The following is a 15814-nucleotide window of genomic DNA, read 5'->3' on the forward strand; positions in this document are numbered from 1 at the left end:
GGTTGCGTTCGACTACTGTCGCCAGGCATGGCGCGGTGACCTTTCTGCTCGCGGGCTAGCGCATGACCCCGAAAATCGGTTTCGATTTTCGGAAAGGATCATGCGCAAATTCTAGGTTTCTACAGCGTCCTTTGCGCGTCCGAAGTGACGCGCGGCGCTGTAGGTTGGAATTCTGCGAGCCGGCGCAACATAGGAGCGCCTCTTGCCGAGTCAATCGCAGCAAAGGGCAAAAACGACACCGGAGAGGCGAGATCGCGAGACTGTGATCGCCGCGCGAGGTCGCGCTAACGCGGCTGATGCCGGCGGGCAAGGATGCGCGGTGCCTAGACTATTTCTGCTTCAGCCGGCGCGGGAAGCGCAGCCATTTGTCCTCGACCGGCCTTGGGACCGGCCTTGGCTGTGCGAGGATGGTGGTGAGTTCGCGCGGCAGGCTTGGAGCCAGCGGCTTCTTGGTCGCGACGCCATCCGAGATCGCGACCACGCTGTGATAGAACTCGGCTCCGGACAGCGAGCGCGGCGGCGTGGCCTCGTGCATGACGCTGATCACCGTGACGTCGGGGCAGTTGTCCTTGATCCCCTGGTGGAAGGCGATCTTGCCTTCGGGATCGAGCGCGCCGGTTGCCTCGTCGAGGAACAGCAGCCCAGGCTGCTGCAGGATGATGCGGGCGACCACCAGCTTCTGCTTCTGGCCACCTGAAAGAACCTGGTCCCAGTTCTTCCCTTCGCGGCTTTCATCGGCCATGTGCTCGATGAAGTCGCCAAGGCCGGCCTTGTGCAAGGCCGATGCAACCTGCGCATCGCCATGATCTTGCTCGGAGCCGGGCAGGCAGACCAGCTGCTTCAACGTGACCTGCTGCAGCTTGACCTCCTGGGCGGCATAGAAACTCCTGATCCCTTCCGGGAAGACGATGGTGCCGCGGCCATAGGGCCACAGGCCGTTGATCGCCTTGATCAGCGAGGTCTTGCCGCAGCCCGATTCGCCTTTGAGGAACGTCCATTCACCACGCCGGAAGCGCAGGTTCGCCACGCTCAGGAACGGCGTCGCGTCCTCGCCCTGATGCGCCAGTTCGAGCTTCTGGATGGTCAGGCCGAAAACCGGGTTCTGGCGGTCGTAGCGGAAGTCGGAACGGCCGGTCTGGCTGTAGAACTCCTGCGGCTGCTGGACGTTCTCGATGGCGTTCGCCAGTTCGGTCACACGCTGGCTGTTGGCCCGCAATGTCGCGATATTAGGCATGACATGGATGAACCATGAACACTGGCTGATCAGCGAATTGACCAATTCGGAGCCGGTAATGTAGCCCTTGAGATCGAAGCCGTTGTGGATGAACGGAACAAGGCCCGGCCCATAGGCGACAATGCGGGCACCTATGAAATTGTAGATCAGCTCGAACGAATTATAGCTGGTGTTGACGATGTTCAGTCGCGCCCAGGTGCGGTCGATATCGACATAGAGCCGGCTGTGCATCGACTTCTGCACATTCTCGCCTTGCGAGGCGGCGACATGGAAACTGCGGCGCAGGAAGGTCGTCAGTTCGCCGCGATAGCTGCCTTCGGACTGCTGCATCCTGACGTTGAGACGTTCCAGCAGTCTGCCCAGCTTCACCGCGATCCAGGTGTTCAGCGGCACATAGGTGGCGACGGCCAGGAAGGCCAGGATCGCGCTGCCGTAGCTGCCGAGGAACTCCAGTCCTCTCACTTCCACCGAGGTCTCAAGCAGCTTCTGGCCGACGAAATAGAGTGACGTGGCAACAGCCAGGACGCCCATGGCGAGGCCGATGGCTCCGCCGGTCATGTCCTTGATCGATTCCTGGATGCGCTGGTCGATGTTGTCGGGAGCCGCGTTGCCGGACGAACCATGCTGGGCGTGGAAATGCGTGTGATTGGTGTCGAGCAGCGCTTCGTTGAAGCGGCTGTCCAGCCAGCCGCGCCATTTGCGATGCAGCGTCGCCGAAACGAGGCTGCGAATGCCGGTAAAGCCCGCATCCTTGAGGATGACCAACAGGACCAGGATGCCGGCGTTGGTCAGCAGCGACTTCAGGGGTGTGGTATTTGCGGCATCGTGGAAAAAAGCGATCGAATTGACCAGTTCACCCGATGCTTCGGCGAACCACACGCCCGATTTGCTGGACAGCGCCGTGAGCAATGCGATGACGAGGGTGAGTGTCCAGGCTTCCTTCCAGCGATCCGAGAACCAGTAGGCCCGCATCAGCCCCCAGAAGGTACGCATCGACGACACCGGCGTCAGGGGCGAAGGCCTTGCGGCCTCGCTAGGTAGTTCTGCCGGTACTGTACGTCGTGGTCTGCCGACCCGAATCACGATCCCGCCCACACCTTTTTTAGTTTTGTTACGGATAGTAACACCAATTGATCATTTTCTATTAATTTTCTCCCACCCTCTGTGAACACGCGCACGCAACGTTGCCATGGAGCAACAGGTCGAGCTGCGGAAGCAGTGCACAAAAACCGGATTATTGGTAGTTATTCCAATAGGTTGAGCAGCCATGGCGGCGACCGTTTTTACCTTCCCTTAGGGAAGCTTCTCACACGATTTTGTGAACCTTTTCGCATTGCCGAGCGGCCGATTTTCCTACGAAGGACTGACTGGCAGGTCCCCCAATCGGCTATCCCCGACCACTCCAGCAGTACTCTCGTGATGACTCGCGGGCAGCCGAGCCCGCATCGATTCGTCTCGCACAAAGCGTTTTAGGGCGCGGGCAGGTCGCGCCTTCCCAGATGCGCGGCAAGCCGCGTTTGACAATGCAGCCGTGCGGATCGAACCTGATCCATACATTGGCTTAGGGGGTCTTCCATGTCTGCACGTATATTTTCAGTCGCGATGCTGGCGGCCTTCGCCTGGATGCCTCTGGCGCATGCGGGTAGCCAGACCATTCCGGCGAGCGCCGAGGGCCAGATCGAGTTCAACACGCCGTCGGGCAATATCGGCTGCATCTACACGCCGAAGGGCGGCACCAGCACCTACCAGCCGCAGGACGGCGGGCCGAAACTGAGCTGCTCGCGCGTCGAGCCGAGTTACGTCACCGTCATTCTTGGGCCGAAGGGACCGGCGACGCTGATCAAGAACCCCGGCGAGCAGGGCTGCTGCAGCGACGTCGCCAAGCTGGCCTACGGGAACAGCTGGAAGAAGGGGCCGTTCTCCTGCCAGTCATCGACCAAGGGGCTTACCTGCGGCAGCAGCAATGGCCATGGCTTCTTCGTCAGCAAGGCCAAGGTGACGGTTAAGTAGAGCGTGTCGCCCAAAAGTGTGCAGCGGTTTTGGGACAACGACACGCGCAAAAACAATTACTTTAGCTCGCCGTTTCCAACTCGCCCCGCGCCTTGGCCGCTGCGACCTGGCGGATCGCGTCGGCAAGCGTCTCGGCGTCCTGTGCGCCCATCACCGCATATTTGCCTTCGAGCAGGAAGCACGGCACGCCGGTGATGCCCATGCGCGAAGCAGTTGCAATTTCGGTGCGCACCGCCTCGACATCGGCGTCGGTCGGCAGCAGCGTTTCGACCACGGAGGCGTCCATACCGGCTTCGCGCGCGGCTTCGACCAGCACGCCATGGTCGCCGATGTTGGCGCCTTCCTCGAAATTCAACTGGAACAGGCGGCGCACCAACCGGTTCTGCACCGCATCGCCAGCAGCACCTGCCCAGCGGATGACGCGGTGGGCGTCGAGTGTATTGGGCGCCACCTTGATGGCACCGAAGGCAAATCTAATCCCTTCCGCTTCGCCGAGAGGCTCGATGCGGGCATGGATCTCGCGGATACGTTCCTCGCTGCCGAATTTTGCCAGCATGTATTCGCGGCGATCCTTGCCTTCGGGCGGAATGGTCGGGTCGAGCTGGAACGGCCGCCAGCGCACATTGACCTCGATGTCGCCGGCAGCAGCGATCGCCTTGTCGAGCCGCTTCTGGCCGATGAAGCACCACGGGCAGACGACATCGGACACAACGTCGACCGTGATCGAGTTCCCGTCGCTCATCTTCATCTCCTGTCTGGAAGGATCTCAGTTCGCCTTGCGCCACCAGGTCGGTAGTTGATAACCGAATATGGGCGTCTTTTGCGGATGTTCCAGGTAATTCCAGTAGGCAATCCACTGCTGGTCGTTGTGCTGCATCGGCACCATGTAGTTGCCGGAGATCAGCAGCCGGTCGAGAACGCGCACCGCGGCGACATAGTCCTCCTTCGAACGAGCCCTCAGCATCGCATCGATCGCCGCGTCCACGGCCGGATCGGCGACGCCGGCAAGGTTGAACGAGCCTTCCGCCTTGGCGGCGGCAGAGCCCCAGCGCCCGATCTGCTCGATGCCTGGCGACAGTGAGTTGTTGAAGCCGCTCGAGCCGATCAGCACCTCGAAATCGAAGCGCTGCTTGCGCGACTGGATCTGGTCGCCATCGAGGCTGCGGATGGTGACGTTGATGCCGATCTTCTCCAGCGTGCGCTGGTAGATTGCGGCGAGGCGCTCTTCATCTTGCGATGAAGTCATGATCTCGAAACCGAAAGGTTTTCCCTCGGGATCGAGCATGGTCCCGTCCTTGACGCTGTAGCCCGCGGCCTTCAGCAGGTCGAATGCCGCCTTCAGTTCTTTGCGGTCCTGGCCCGAACCGTCGGTGATCGGCGGCCGCCAGCTGCCGTCCATGACGTCGGCCGGCACGCGGCCGGGGTAGGGCGCCAGCAGCGCCTTCTCTCTGTCGTCGGCCGGGTGGCCGAGAGCGGAAAGCTCGGAATTCTGCCAGTAGCTCATGGTGCGGTTGTATTTGCCGCCGAACAGGTTCTTGTTGGCCCATTCGAAATCGTAGAGCATTCCCAGGGCGCGCCGCACGACCGGATTGGAAAATTTCTGCAGCCTGGTGTTGAACAGGAAGCCCGTCACCACCGGCGGGATGCCGGTGTCGAAGGTTTCGGCCACCACGTCGCCTTTGTGAAAGGCCGGAAAATCGAGATCGCGCTCGCGCTTGACCGGGTCCGCCTCGGCGTCGGTGGCGCAGATGCCTTTCTTGAACGCTTCCGTCTTGGCATTGTCGTTGAGGAAATATTCAATCGTGATCTGGTCGTAATTGTCGAAGCCGCGCTTGGCGGGCACATCCTTGCCCCAATAGTCGGGATTGCGCTTGAACACGATGCGCTGGCCGGGCTGCACCTTATCCACCGTATAGGGTCCGCTGCCTATGACCGGCTTCAGCGTCGTCCTTTCGAACGTCTCCTTGTCGAAGCCATGCTTAGGGATGATCGGCGTCAGCGCGATGATCAATGGCGTCTCGCGATTGGCCTTCTTGTTGAAGGTAAAGCGCACGCTGTGATCGCCAGTCTTTTCCAGCTTGGCGATCAGGCTCATGCGATCGCTGTACGGCGGCCGTCCCTTGTCGGTGAAGACATCGTAGGTGAACAGCACGTCTTCCGGCGTCACCGGCTTGCCGTCCGACCATTTTGCGTTCGGGTTGAGGTGGAATTCGATCGACTTGCGCTCCGGATCCATGTCGGCGCTGTCGGCGAGCAGGCCATAGAGGCTGAAGGCCTCGTCATAATTGCGCTGCATCAAAGGCTCGAAGACCAGATTGCCGTAGATCGTGTCCATCATGCCGCGCGCCGTGGTGCGCAGGCTTTTCAGGATGAACGGGTTGAGATTGTCGAAGCTGCCGACGACGCAATAGGTGATGCTGCCGCCCTTCGGCGCATCGGGATTGACGTAGTCGAAATGCTGATAGTCGGCCGGCAGCGCCGGCTCTCCCTGCATGGCGATGGCATGCCTCGGTTCCGACACGGCCGGCCGGAGCGAAACGGTCAGAAACAAGATCGCGGCGATCAGCCAAACGAGAACGCGGCCCATGACCGTCTCCTTGCAGGCGGCTTTGTGATTCGCTGTGCACCCTAGAGCATTTCAAGCAGGGATTGAATCGCTCAGCAGGAGAAGAGTTCGGCCTGCGGCGAGCGCTTCCACGCAAGGGCTGCCCCGGTCATCACCGCACCAAGAATCACGGAGAACGGGCTGGATTCGACATCGCTGGCAGTGTAACACGCGCACCAAAGTCATGCTGTTGCCTCATTTCGGCAACAGGTAGCTGGACCACGCGCCACGAAGCGGCCGGTTCCGGGATCATTGAGAGGAAGTACACCATATGAAGAGCCTGAACAGCAACGCATACCGCCTTTCGGTCATGGCCGCAGGCGTCGTCGGCTTTCTGGGCGCTGAGCTTCCCGCTGCTTCGGCACAGCAGCAACAGCAGATTCCGCAAGGCTGGTTCAAGGCCTGCACCAAGCAGGAAGATGTCGATATCTGCAATGTCCAGAACATCGTCACCGCCGGCAACGGCCAGCTGGTCACCGGCGTCAGCCTGATCGAGCTGAAAGGCAAGGTAAACCGCAAGGTGTTCCAGGTGACGGTACCGACCGGCCGTCTGGTGCCTCCCGGCATCGGCCTGCAGATCGACACCGGCAAGGCGCAGAAGCTCGACTACGTGATCTGCTTCCCGGACCGTTGCGTGGCCGAAGTGCCGCTCACCGACCAGCTCGTCTCGTCCTTCAAGAAGGGCCAGGCAATCACGCTTACCTCGGTCAATTTCCAGAACCAGCCGAACCCGATCAAGGTTGCGCTGACCGGCTTCAGCGGCGCCTATGACGGCCCGCCGCTGCAGCAGTCGGACATCGAGGACCGGCAGAAGAAGCTGCAGGACTTCGTGGCCAAGAACAACCAGGACTTCGCCAAGAAGCTCAAGGAAGAGCAGGACAAGGCGAAAGCCGCCAACTGATCGCCGGGACAAATCCCGGACCATGAAAAAGCGGGGCATGCCCCGCTTTTTTCTTGCCCGCGTCAGTGTCTCAACTGACGTTTCGGCTGGTAGCGGCCGTCGGGCCGCTTGTCGAACATCTCGCCGATCTGCGGATGCCGGACCGGTTCGCCCGACTGGTCCTCAAGCAGGTTCTGCTCGGACACATAGGCGATGTATTCCGTCTCCGAGTTTTCGGCCAGCAGATGGTAGAAAGGCTGGTCCTTGCGCGGCCGCACGTCGGCCGGGATCGCCTCGTACCATTCTTCGGTGTTGGCGAATTGCGGATCGACATCGAAGATCACGCCGCGGAACGGAAACAGCCGGTGGCGGACCACTTGTCCGATCGAGAATTTGGCCGTTTTCATCGTACTCACCACTTAAGTCTTCAAAGCGCCGCAAGGACGCCCTAAGACCTTGAATCTACACATCCCGCCACCAAAATCGAGCCCCACTTTAGGGTGAGTGGGTGCCTATTTGGCGCAGACGCTCCTTCAATTCAATCCCGAAGCGCTTGACGTCTGGTCAAGCAACGTACCATCCGGTCCAGAGGTTTCGGGACGGGCAAGAATGTCCGATGTCGGCCTGGTTACCGGCGGACCTGTTTCCTGAAGCCCCCAGTGAGCGCCTGGAAGCCACTGCCCGGCCGCAGCCCCTCACGCATGAAGAAGGCACGCAGCGGTGCGAAGCTGCCAAGCACGCTGAGACCGGCACTGCGCGCCATCTGCGCCGGCAGCATGTCCGACAGCAGCGACCTGTTGAGCAGATTGACCGCACCGCTGCGCGCCAATATGTCGGGCCGCCGCCTGGAATCATAGGCCGCAAGGCTCATCCTGGAGCCTGGATCGGTTCGATTTTCGCAAGCGATTCCAATCAGGTCGTCGATATCCCTGATACCGAGATTGAGACCTTGTGCGCCGATCGGCGGGAAAACATGCGCGGCTTCACCGACCAGCGCGACGCGGTTCTGCGCGAAACGCCCAGGTGACGCCGCCGACAGAGGGTAGACCTGCCGGCCAGGCTCGACGGAGACCCGGCCCAGCATCGACTGCATCTGCTCTTCGACGCGCTGCGAAAGCGTGTCGTCATCGAGTGCTGCAAGCTCTTTCGCCGTCTCCGGTTTCACCACCCAGACGAGACTGGAACGATTGCCGGGCAGGGGAACCTGCGTGAACGGACCGGTTTCGGTATGGAATTCGGTCGAGGTGAAGGCATGCTCACTGCGATGGCCGAAATTGAGGACGAGCGCTGCCTGCGGATAGGGCCGCACGGAGGCCGCGATGCCTGCCGCCTCGCGCGCCGGCGACAGGCGCCCATCGGCGGCAACCGCCAGCGATGCCGAAATCTCGCTGCCGTCAGCCAACGCCGCATGCGCATGGCCGGCGTCGAGGCGCCAGCTTTCGACCATCGACTTCCGCCAGTCGATGCCGGGATGCGCGGCAACCGCCTTGGCAAGGGCGGGGAGAAGAACACTGTTGGGCAGGTTCAGGCCGAACTGCTCCTCGCCGATTTCCGTCGCGCGGAAGGTGACTGTCGGGCTACGGATCAGTCGGCTGGTTGCATCGACGATGCGCATCACCTTCAGCGGCGCCGCCTTCGGCTTGAGGTCGGCGAGCACGCCCAGCCGCTCGAGCACCGCAAGGGCAGGGTTCATCAGGGCGGTGGTGCGACCATCGGCGCCGGCTGCTTCCGGACCGATCAGCGTCACCGGAAAGCCTGCTTCGGCAAAACCGAGCGCGGCGATCAGCCCGGCCGGGCCGCTGCCGGCTACCAGTATCCGCGCTGTCTCCTGATGGTCCAATTTCGGCTTCCGGATCGCAATTGAGGCCCAACCGGCCGCCAATCTGTATAGGCCCGATCATGCGGCTTGATCAACGCGGCGATTCGGCCCATTTCGATTGCCATGAGCGACGACTTCAGCCATCTCGACCTGGCCGGACGCGCCGCCGCAGGCGTCGCGCGCAATTCCCGGCTGGCGGTGACCGTCAGCGTCGGCATGGGCATCGCCCTTGCCTGGGCCATTCTCGGCGCGATGGCGATCCGCGGCGCCGAAAGCCGCTTTGCCGGCGCCGATGCGCCCGGCGATACGGTGCTCAGATATCTGCCGCGCCTGCCGCTGCCGGATTTTCTCGACCGGTTCTTTGCTCTTTGCCTTGCGCCTGCACCGCTTGCCGGAGCGGCAGCGATACAAGCCCTGGCGCTGACGTCGATGTGGTTCCTGATGGCGGTGGCGACGATGCTGCCCTCGGCGGCACCCATGATCCGCACCTATTGCGAGATCGTCGACACAGCGCGGATCAAGGGCGAGCCGGTCGTCCACCCGCTTGTTCTGGTCGCCGGCTATCTCGGCATATGGCTGGTTGCGTCGACGCTGTTTGCCGCGCTGACGCTCGGCCTCCACGCATTCGCAGCGTCCGGGCAGATGCTCGATCCGGCGGTTGGAATTGCCGGCGCGCTCGCCCTGCTGATTGCCGGCCTCTACCAGTTCAGCGGCCTGAAGGAAGCCTGTCTGACAAAGTGCCGGAACCCGTTCTCGATCCTGTTTGCCAACTGGAGCGCAAAACCCTTGCGCATCTTCAGGCTCGGCATGCAGCAAGGCGTATGGTGCCTTGGCTGCTGCTGGGCACTGATGCTGGTGATGTTCGCCGTGGGCGCCATGAACGTCTTCTGGATGGCGCTGATCAGCCTGTTCACCCTGATCGAAAAACAGACAGCGGGCAGGATGCCAAGCCGGGTTGCCGGTGCGATACTGCTTGTGTGGGCAACCGCGCTGCTATTAGTCTCGGCCTGAGGGGGAGAGAATTCGATGAGCGACCAGGGCTGGGCAATGAAGGGAGAGCTCGTACTCTCCTGCAATTGCACGGTTTTTTGCCCTTGCGTCTTGTCTCTCGGCGGGCATCCGCCGACGGAGGGCTATTGCCAGACCTGGGCCGGATTCCGCATCGACGCCGGCCATTTCGGCAACGTCGACCTCTCCGGCCTCAATCTCGGGCTGATCATGGAAATTCCCGGCTATATGAGCCGCGGCAACTGGACCGCCGGCCTGTTCATCGACAAGCGCGCCTCGGTCTACGCGGTCAAGGCGCTGACCAGGATCTTCACCGGCAAGGCCGGCGGAACCACGTCGCTGCTCTCCATCCTGGTCGGAAAATTCCTCGGCGTCGAACAGGTGCCGATCAGCTATGAGACGCGTGACAAGACGCGCATCTTCCAGATACCGAAGATCATCGACGGGGCGGTGACGCCGGTTCCCGGCAAGGATCGCGAGAAGGATACGGTGATCAGCAACTCCGAATACTGGATCGCGCCGGAAATCATCGTGGCGAAGTCCGACAAGAGCAAGATGCGGGCCTTCGGCCGCAACTGGAACTTTGCCGGCCGCTCGGCCGAAATCTGCAAGCTGGACTGGCGCGGCCCGTGAGCAAGAACACATCGGCCAGGAAAACGGCCAAGAAAATCGCGGACCGGATTCCGCGGCCGAAGAAGAAAGTCACCTGGCCGCAGGCGCGCGCGTTTTCGGTCCATCTCTTGACCGCGTCGGGTTCGTTCCTGGCGTTCCTGTCGCTGGTCGCGGCAAGCGAGCAGCGCTGGACGGCGATGTTCTGGTGGCTCGGCCTGGCACTGTTCGTCGATGGCATCGACGGCCCGATCGCCAGGAAGCTCGAAGTCAAGGAGATCCTGCCGACCTGGTCGGGCGAAATGCTCGACAACATCATCGACTACGTCACCTATGTGCTTATCCCGGCCTTCGCGCTCTATCAGCGCGGCTTCATGGGCGAAAAGCTGTCGTTCCTGTCGGCGGCCATCATCGTCGTATCCAGCGCCATCTACTATGCCGACACCGGCATGAAGACGAAGGAGAATTTCTTCAAGGGCTTCCCGGTCGTCTGGAACATGGTGGTGTTCACGCTGTTCGTCATCGAACCGGGACAATGGGTTTCCTTCGGCGTGGTCGTGGCGGCCGGCATTCTCACCTTCGTGCCGATCAACTTCATCCATCCGGTGCGCGTAGTGCGGCTGCGGCCGATCAATCTCGGCATGACGCTTTTGTGGTGTGCCTTTGGCGCGCTGGCGCTGGCACAGGCCGCACTCGCCGCCTTCTACGACCAAATCGGCGTGCTCGGCGAACAGGTCAGCGACTTCACCAAGATCGGCATCACCGTGACCGGACTTTACCTCGCAAGCATCGGCGCTATCATGCAGTTCTTTCCAAATCTCGGCGCCAAGCCCGGCGCCGGAAAGACCGACCCCAAAGACTGACAGCCGCCCCAGGCGAGCCGTATCCCAAGAGAGACCAATCGATGCCCAAAGCAGTCCGTATCCACGCCCATGGCGGTCCGGAGGTTATGACCTATGAGGACGCCGATCCGGGGCAACCCGGTGCCGGACAGATCCTGATCAGGCACACCGCGATCGGCCTTAATTTCATCGATGTCTACCATCGCTCGGGCCTCTATCCGCCGCCCGGCGGGTTTCCGCTGATCCCGGGCGGCGAGGCGGCTGGCGTGGTGCTGGAAGTCGGCGCGGATGTCGACTGGTTGAAGCCAGGCGATCGCGTCGCCTATGCCGTCAATGTCGGCGCCTATGCCGAACAGCGCGTGGTTGCCGCGGACCGCGTTGTGAAAGTGCCGGACGGCATCAGCGACGAACAGGCGGCGGCCATGATGCTCAAGGGCATGACGGCCGAGTACCTTTTGCGCCGGACTTTCAAGGTGAAGGCCGGCGACACCATCCTGTTCCATGCGGCGGCCGGCGGCGTCGGTCTGATCCTCGGACAATGGGCCAGGCATCTCGGCGCGACCGTCATCGGCACAGCCAGTTCCGCCGACAAGATCGAGCTCGCCAGGGCGCATGGCTTCGACCATGTCATCAACTACAAGGAGCAGGACTTCGTCGCCGGCGTCGCCGCCATAACCGGCGGCCGGAAATGCGATGTCGTCTACGATTCCGTCGGCAATGATACTTTTCCCGCTTCGCTCGACTGCCTGAGGCCACTCGGCATGTTCGTCAGCTTCGGCCAGTCGTCCGGGCCGATCCCGCCTTTCTCGATGTCGCTGCTGGCGCAAAAGGGCTCGCTGTTCGCCACCAGGCCGACGCTCTTCGTCTACAATGCCAAGCGCGAGGACCTCGAAGCCTCAGCGGCGGCATTGTTCGACGTCGTGCTCAGCGGCGCGGTCAAGATCAGGATCAACCAGCGCTATTCGCTTAGAGACGCCGGCAAGGCGCACTCCGATCTCGAGGGCCGCAGGACGACCGGAACAACCATTCTCATCCCTTAGTCCCGTCTGCCTTGCTATCCCTTGAGTTTCCGCTGAAATTCTTGAAGCTCTTTCAAGTCGTGTGCCGCTTTCCGACGGGAGCCGGCAGCGCATACCATGCTTGCGGGAACACAGAACATATCTGGCAAACCAGATGGGAGGCACTGTGAGTGCAAATCATGACAGCACGACCCTGCTTGAGGTTCGTGGACTGACCAAGATATTCGGCACGCTGACGGCGTGCGACCATGTCGATCTCAACATCGCCAAGGGTGAGATCCACGCATTGCTCGGCGAGAACGGTGCCGGCAAGTCGACGCTGGTCAAGATGCTGTTCGGCTCGCTCGAGCCGAATTCAGGCGAGATCTTCTGGAACGGCCAGCCGGTCAGGATCGCCAGTCCGGGCGCCGCCAAGAAACTCGGTATCGGCATGGTTTTCCAGCATTTTTCGCTGTTCGAGGCGTTGACCGCGGCCGAGAACATCGCGCTGTCGCTGGACGACGGCTCGCCAATCAGCAGCATTGCGGCGAAGGCGAGGGCGCTTTCCTATAGCTACGGCCTGCCGCTCGATCCGGAATCGCTGGTTGGCGATCTTTCGGTCGGCGAACGCCAGCGTATCGAGATCATCCGCTGCCTGCTGCAGACCCCGCAGCTCATCATCCTCGACGAACCGACCTCCGTGCTGACGCCGCAGGAGGCCGACAAGCTGTTCGAAACGCTCGAGCGGCTGCGCTCGGAAGGCAAGTCCATCCTCTACATTTCGCACCGGCTGGAAGAGGTGAAACGCATCTGCGACCGCGCCACCGTGCTGCGCCACGGCAAGGTGGTCGGCCACTGCAATCCGCGCCAGGAAACAGCTTCATCGCTAGCCCGCATGATGGTCGGCAACGAGGTGAAAGCGGTGGTTCGTGCGCCGGCTGAAGGCATCGAGACCGCGCCGGCACTGCTCGATATCCGTGCGCTGACCCGCAAGCCGGCAACGCCGTTCTCGATCCCGCTCAAGAACATCAATCTGAGGGTGCGCGCCGGCGAGGTGATCGGCATCGCAGGCGTGGCCGGCAACGGCCAGGGCGAATTCTTCGAATCCGTCTCCGGCGAGGTGCTGCAGCAGGACGCCGGCTCGGTGCGCATTCGCGGCAAGGATGCCGGTGGCCTCACCATCACCGGCAGGCGGCTGATGGGCGCTGCCTTCGTGCCCGAAGAGCGGCTTGGCCATGGTGCAGCACCCCGCATGAAATTGTCGGAAAACCTGCTCCTGTCGCGCCACGCCACCGACGGCAAGGCTTTTGTCGGCTCCGGCGGCATGGTCAAAAGCGGTGCGGTCTACAGCGCCTCCCAGCGCATCATTGAAGCGATGGACGTGCGCAAGAGCGCGCCGGATCCGGAAGCCGCCGCACTTTCCGGCGGCAATCTGCAGAAATTCATCGTCGGCCGCGAGCTCGACCGCAGGCCGAGCGTCATGGTGGTCAACCAGCCAACCTGGGGCGTCGATGCGGGTGCGGCCGCGCATATCCGCCAGGCCCTGATCGAACTGGCCCGCAGCGGCTCGGCCGTGCTGGTGATCAGTCAGGACCTCGACGAATTGTTCGAGATTTCGGACGCCATCGCGGTCATGCACAATGGCGAATTGTCGAAGCCGCTGCCGATCGCCGAAGCCACATTCGAGAAGATCGGACTGCTGATGGGCGGTGCCGAACCCGGCCACGCCGAACACACGCTGGAGACGGCATGATGCGCCTCGAACTCGTCAAACGCCCGCAGCGCTCCATGCTGTTTTCGGCGCTGTCGCCCTTCATCGCCTTCGGGCTGACGATCGTCGCCGGCGCCATCATGTTCGCGTTGCTCGGCGTCAACCCGCTGAGCGCGTTTCGTATCTATTTCATCGAGCCGATCAGCCAGGTCTGGCAGTTGCATGAACTGGCGATCAAGGCAGCGCCCTTGATCCTGATCGCGGTCGGCCTGTCGGTTTGCTTCAAGGCCAATATCTGGAACATCGGCGCCGAGGGCCAGTTCGTCCTGGGCGCCATTGTCGGCTCGATTATCCCGGTGTTTTTTCCTCAGTTCGAGGGACCGCTGGTGCTGCCGCTGATGCTTCTGCTCGGCATGGTCGGCGGCGCCGCCTATGCGGCAATCCCGGCTTTGCTGAAGACGCGCTTCGGCACCAACGAGATCCTGACCAGCCTGATGCTGGTCTATGTCGCGCAGCTCTTCCTCGACTGGCTGGTTCGTGGCCCGTGGCGCGATCCGCAGGGCCATGGTTTCCCGCAGACCATTCAGTTCAACGACTCGGGCATCCTGCCGGAATTGATGCCGGATGCCGGCCGCGCCAACTGGGGCTTCATCTTTGCGCTGCTCGCGGCGGTGGCGATCTGGATCCTGATGAGCCGCATGCTGAAGGGTTTCGAGGTCCGCGTGCTCGGCTCGAGCCCAAGGGCAGGGCGCTTCGCCGGCTTCGGCCTCAACCGCATGGTTTTCTTCGCCTTCCTGCTGTCGGGTGCGCTGGCCGGGCTTGCCGGCATCTCGGAAGTCTCCGGCGCCATCGGCCAGCTGCAGCCGGTGATTTCGCCAGGCTACGGTTTCACAGCCATCATCGTGGCCTTCCTCGGCCGGCTCAATCCGCTCGGCATCGTCGCCGCGGGCCTGGTGCTGGCGCTGACCTATCTCGGCGGCGAGGCAGTGCAGAGCGCGCTCGGCATCTCCGACAAGGTGGCACGTGTGTTCCAGGGCATGCTTTTGTTCTTCGTGCTCGGCTGCGACACGCTCATTCACTACCGCATTCGTCTGATCGGATTGGCCGCGCCGAAACTCGAGGCCGCACCGAAGTTGAAGGAAGCCCGCTGATGGACATCACCGTCAACATCCTTTTGACCATCGCCACGGCGGCGACGCCGCTGCTGATCGCCGCGATCGGCGAACTGGTCGTCGAACGCTCCGGCGTGCTCAATCTCGGCGTCGAAGGCATGATGATCATGGGTGCGGTCGGCGGCTTCGGCGCCGGCTACCTCACCGGATCGCCATGGATCGGGCTGCTCGCGGCCGTCGCCATGGGCGCTGTGTTCTCGCTGCTGTTTGCAGTCATGACGCTGTCTTTGGCCACCAACCAGGTGGCGACCGGCCTGTCGTTGACGCTGCTCGGCCTCGGCCTGTCCGGCATGATGGGAACCGGCTTCGTCGGCCAGCCCGGCGAACGGCTGCCCAACCTCGACATTCCCGGCCTGACGTCGATCCCGGTCGTCGGCAGGCTGCTGTTCGGCCAGGACCCGATCTTCTACATCTCGATCGCGCTGACCGCCGCCGTCATGTGGTTCCTGTTCAAGACCCGCACCGGACTGACGCTGCGCTCGATCGGCGACAGCCACACCTCGGCGCATGCGCTTGGCATCAAGGTCATCCGCTATCGCTATCTCTCGGTGATCTTCGGCGGCGCCTGTGCCGGCCTTGCCGGCGGCCACCTGTCGCTGGTCTACACGCCGCAATGGGTTGAGAACATGACCGCCGGACGCGGCTGGATCGCGCTGGCGCTGGTCGTCTTCGCCTCCTGGCGGCCATGGCGGGTGCTGGCCGGCGCCTACATCTTCGGTGCCGTCTGGATCGGCCAGCTTCATGCACAGGCATTTGGCATTCCGGTGCCTTCGCAACTGCTTTCTTCGCTGCCCTATCTGGCAACCGTCGTGGTTCTCGTTCTAATCTCGCGCAACAAGCGTCTGACGATGATGAACACGCCGGCTTCCTTGGGGCAGCCATTCGTTCCGGATCGTTGACAATAACAAAGACGGGAAGCTCCAAGG

Annotated in this window: 14 protein-coding genes; 9 read left to right on the forward strand and 5 right to left on the reverse strand. The window is 62.2% G+C overall.

Features of this window, described 5'->3' with window-relative positions; translation table 11 throughout:
- Window positions 1–328: 328 nt before the first annotated feature.
- Complete coding sequence (locus DH08_RS20895) at window positions 329–2227, reverse strand: ABC transporter ATP-binding protein/permease (RefSeq protein WP_192181116.1); 1899 nt, start codon at window positions 2225–2227, stop codon at window positions 329–331.
- Between the two features lie 582 nt (window positions 2228–2809).
- Here DH08_RS20895 and DH08_RS20900 point away from each other — a divergent pair.
- Window positions 2810–3244 carry a hypothetical protein gene (locus DH08_RS20900; RefSeq protein ID WP_246800947.1) on the forward strand — a complete coding sequence of 145 codons (435 nt, stop codon included), beginning with the start codon at window positions 2810–2812 and terminating at the stop codon, window positions 3242–3244.
- 61 nt (window positions 3245–3305) lie between these two features.
- On the opposite strand, the gene DH08_RS20905 is transcribed toward DH08_RS20900, so the two are convergent.
- Both DH08_RS20905 and DH08_RS20910 read right to left on the reverse strand, forming a co-directional pair.
- Window positions 3306–3986, reverse strand: coding sequence for a DsbA family oxidoreductase (locus DH08_RS20905; RefSeq protein WP_192181117.1), 681 nt, complete (start codon window positions 3984–3986; stop codon window positions 3306–3308).
- 24 nt (window positions 3987–4010) lie between these two features.
- The gene (locus DH08_RS20910; protein ID WP_192181118.1) at window positions 4011–5831 is read right to left on the reverse strand and encodes an extracellular solute-binding protein; all 1821 of its coding nucleotides are present in this window, start codon (window positions 5829–5831) and stop codon (window positions 4011–4013) included.
- Window positions 5832–6120: 289 nt separating this feature from the next.
- Between DH08_RS20910 and DH08_RS20915 the strand changes: the two genes are divergently transcribed.
- Window positions 6121–6750, forward strand: a complete 630-nt coding sequence (locus DH08_RS20915) for an invasion associated locus B family protein (RefSeq protein WP_006199773.1) — start codon at window positions 6121–6123, stop codon at window positions 6748–6750.
- A gap of 62 nt (window positions 6751–6812) precedes the next feature.
- On the opposite strand, the gene hspQ is transcribed toward DH08_RS20915, so the two are convergent.
- Entirely contained in the window at window positions 6813–7136 is a 324-nt protein-coding gene (gene hspQ / locus DH08_RS20920) for a heat shock protein HspQ (protein WP_192181119.1), read from the reverse strand.
- Between the two features lie 221 nt (window positions 7137–7357).
- Window positions 7358–8569, reverse strand: coding sequence for a UbiH/UbiF family hydroxylase (locus DH08_RS20925; RefSeq protein ID WP_192181120.1), 1212 nt, complete (start codon window positions 8567–8569; stop codon window positions 7358–7360).
- A gap of 102 nt (window positions 8570–8671) precedes the next feature.
- On the opposite strand from DH08_RS20925, the gene DH08_RS20930 reads away from it, so the two are divergent.
- From DH08_RS20930 to DH08_RS20960, 7 genes are all read left to right on the forward strand, one after another.
- Complete coding sequence (locus DH08_RS20930) at window positions 8672–9559, forward strand: DUF2182 domain-containing protein (RefSeq protein ID WP_192181121.1); 888 nt, start codon at window positions 8672–8674, stop codon at window positions 9557–9559.
- A gap of 15 nt (window positions 9560–9574) precedes the next feature.
- On the forward strand, window positions 9575–10189 hold the full coding sequence (locus tag DH08_RS20935; protein WP_192181122.1) for a DUF1326 domain-containing protein: 615 nt from the start codon (window positions 9575–9577) through the stop codon (window positions 10187–10189).
- On the forward strand, window positions 10186–11028 hold the full coding sequence (pcsA, locus tag DH08_RS20940; RefSeq protein WP_345892425.1) for a phosphatidylcholine synthase: 843 nt from the start codon (window positions 10186–10188) through the stop codon (window positions 11026–11028). Before DH08_RS20935 ends, pcsA begins: the two co-directional genes overlap by 4 nt.
- Before the next feature lie 41 nt (window positions 11029–11069).
- Complete coding sequence (locus DH08_RS20945; RefSeq protein WP_192181123.1) at window positions 11070–12047, forward strand: quinone oxidoreductase family protein; 978 nt, start codon at window positions 11070–11072, stop codon at window positions 12045–12047.
- Window positions 12048–12180: 133 nt separating this feature from the next.
- Complete coding sequence (locus tag DH08_RS20950; protein WP_192181124.1) at window positions 12181–13758, forward strand: ABC transporter ATP-binding protein; 1578 nt, start codon at window positions 12181–12183, stop codon at window positions 13756–13758.
- Complete coding sequence (locus tag DH08_RS20955; protein ID WP_192181125.1) at window positions 13755–14867, forward strand: ABC transporter permease; 1113 nt, start codon at window positions 13755–13757, stop codon at window positions 14865–14867. The genes DH08_RS20950 and DH08_RS20955 overlap by 4 nt, the downstream gene beginning before the upstream one ends.
- Window positions 14867–15787, forward strand: coding sequence for an ABC transporter permease (locus DH08_RS20960; protein ID WP_192181126.1), 921 nt, complete (start codon window positions 14867–14869; stop codon window positions 15785–15787). The genes DH08_RS20955 and DH08_RS20960 overlap by 1 nt, the downstream gene beginning before the upstream one ends.
- The last annotated feature ends 27 nt before the right edge of the window (window positions 15788–15814 follow it).

This window comes from Mesorhizobium amorphae, assembly GCF_014843845.1.
In the GTDB taxonomy this organism is placed as follows: domain Bacteria; phylum Pseudomonadota; class Alphaproteobacteria; order Rhizobiales; family Rhizobiaceae; genus Mesorhizobium; species Mesorhizobium amorphae_A.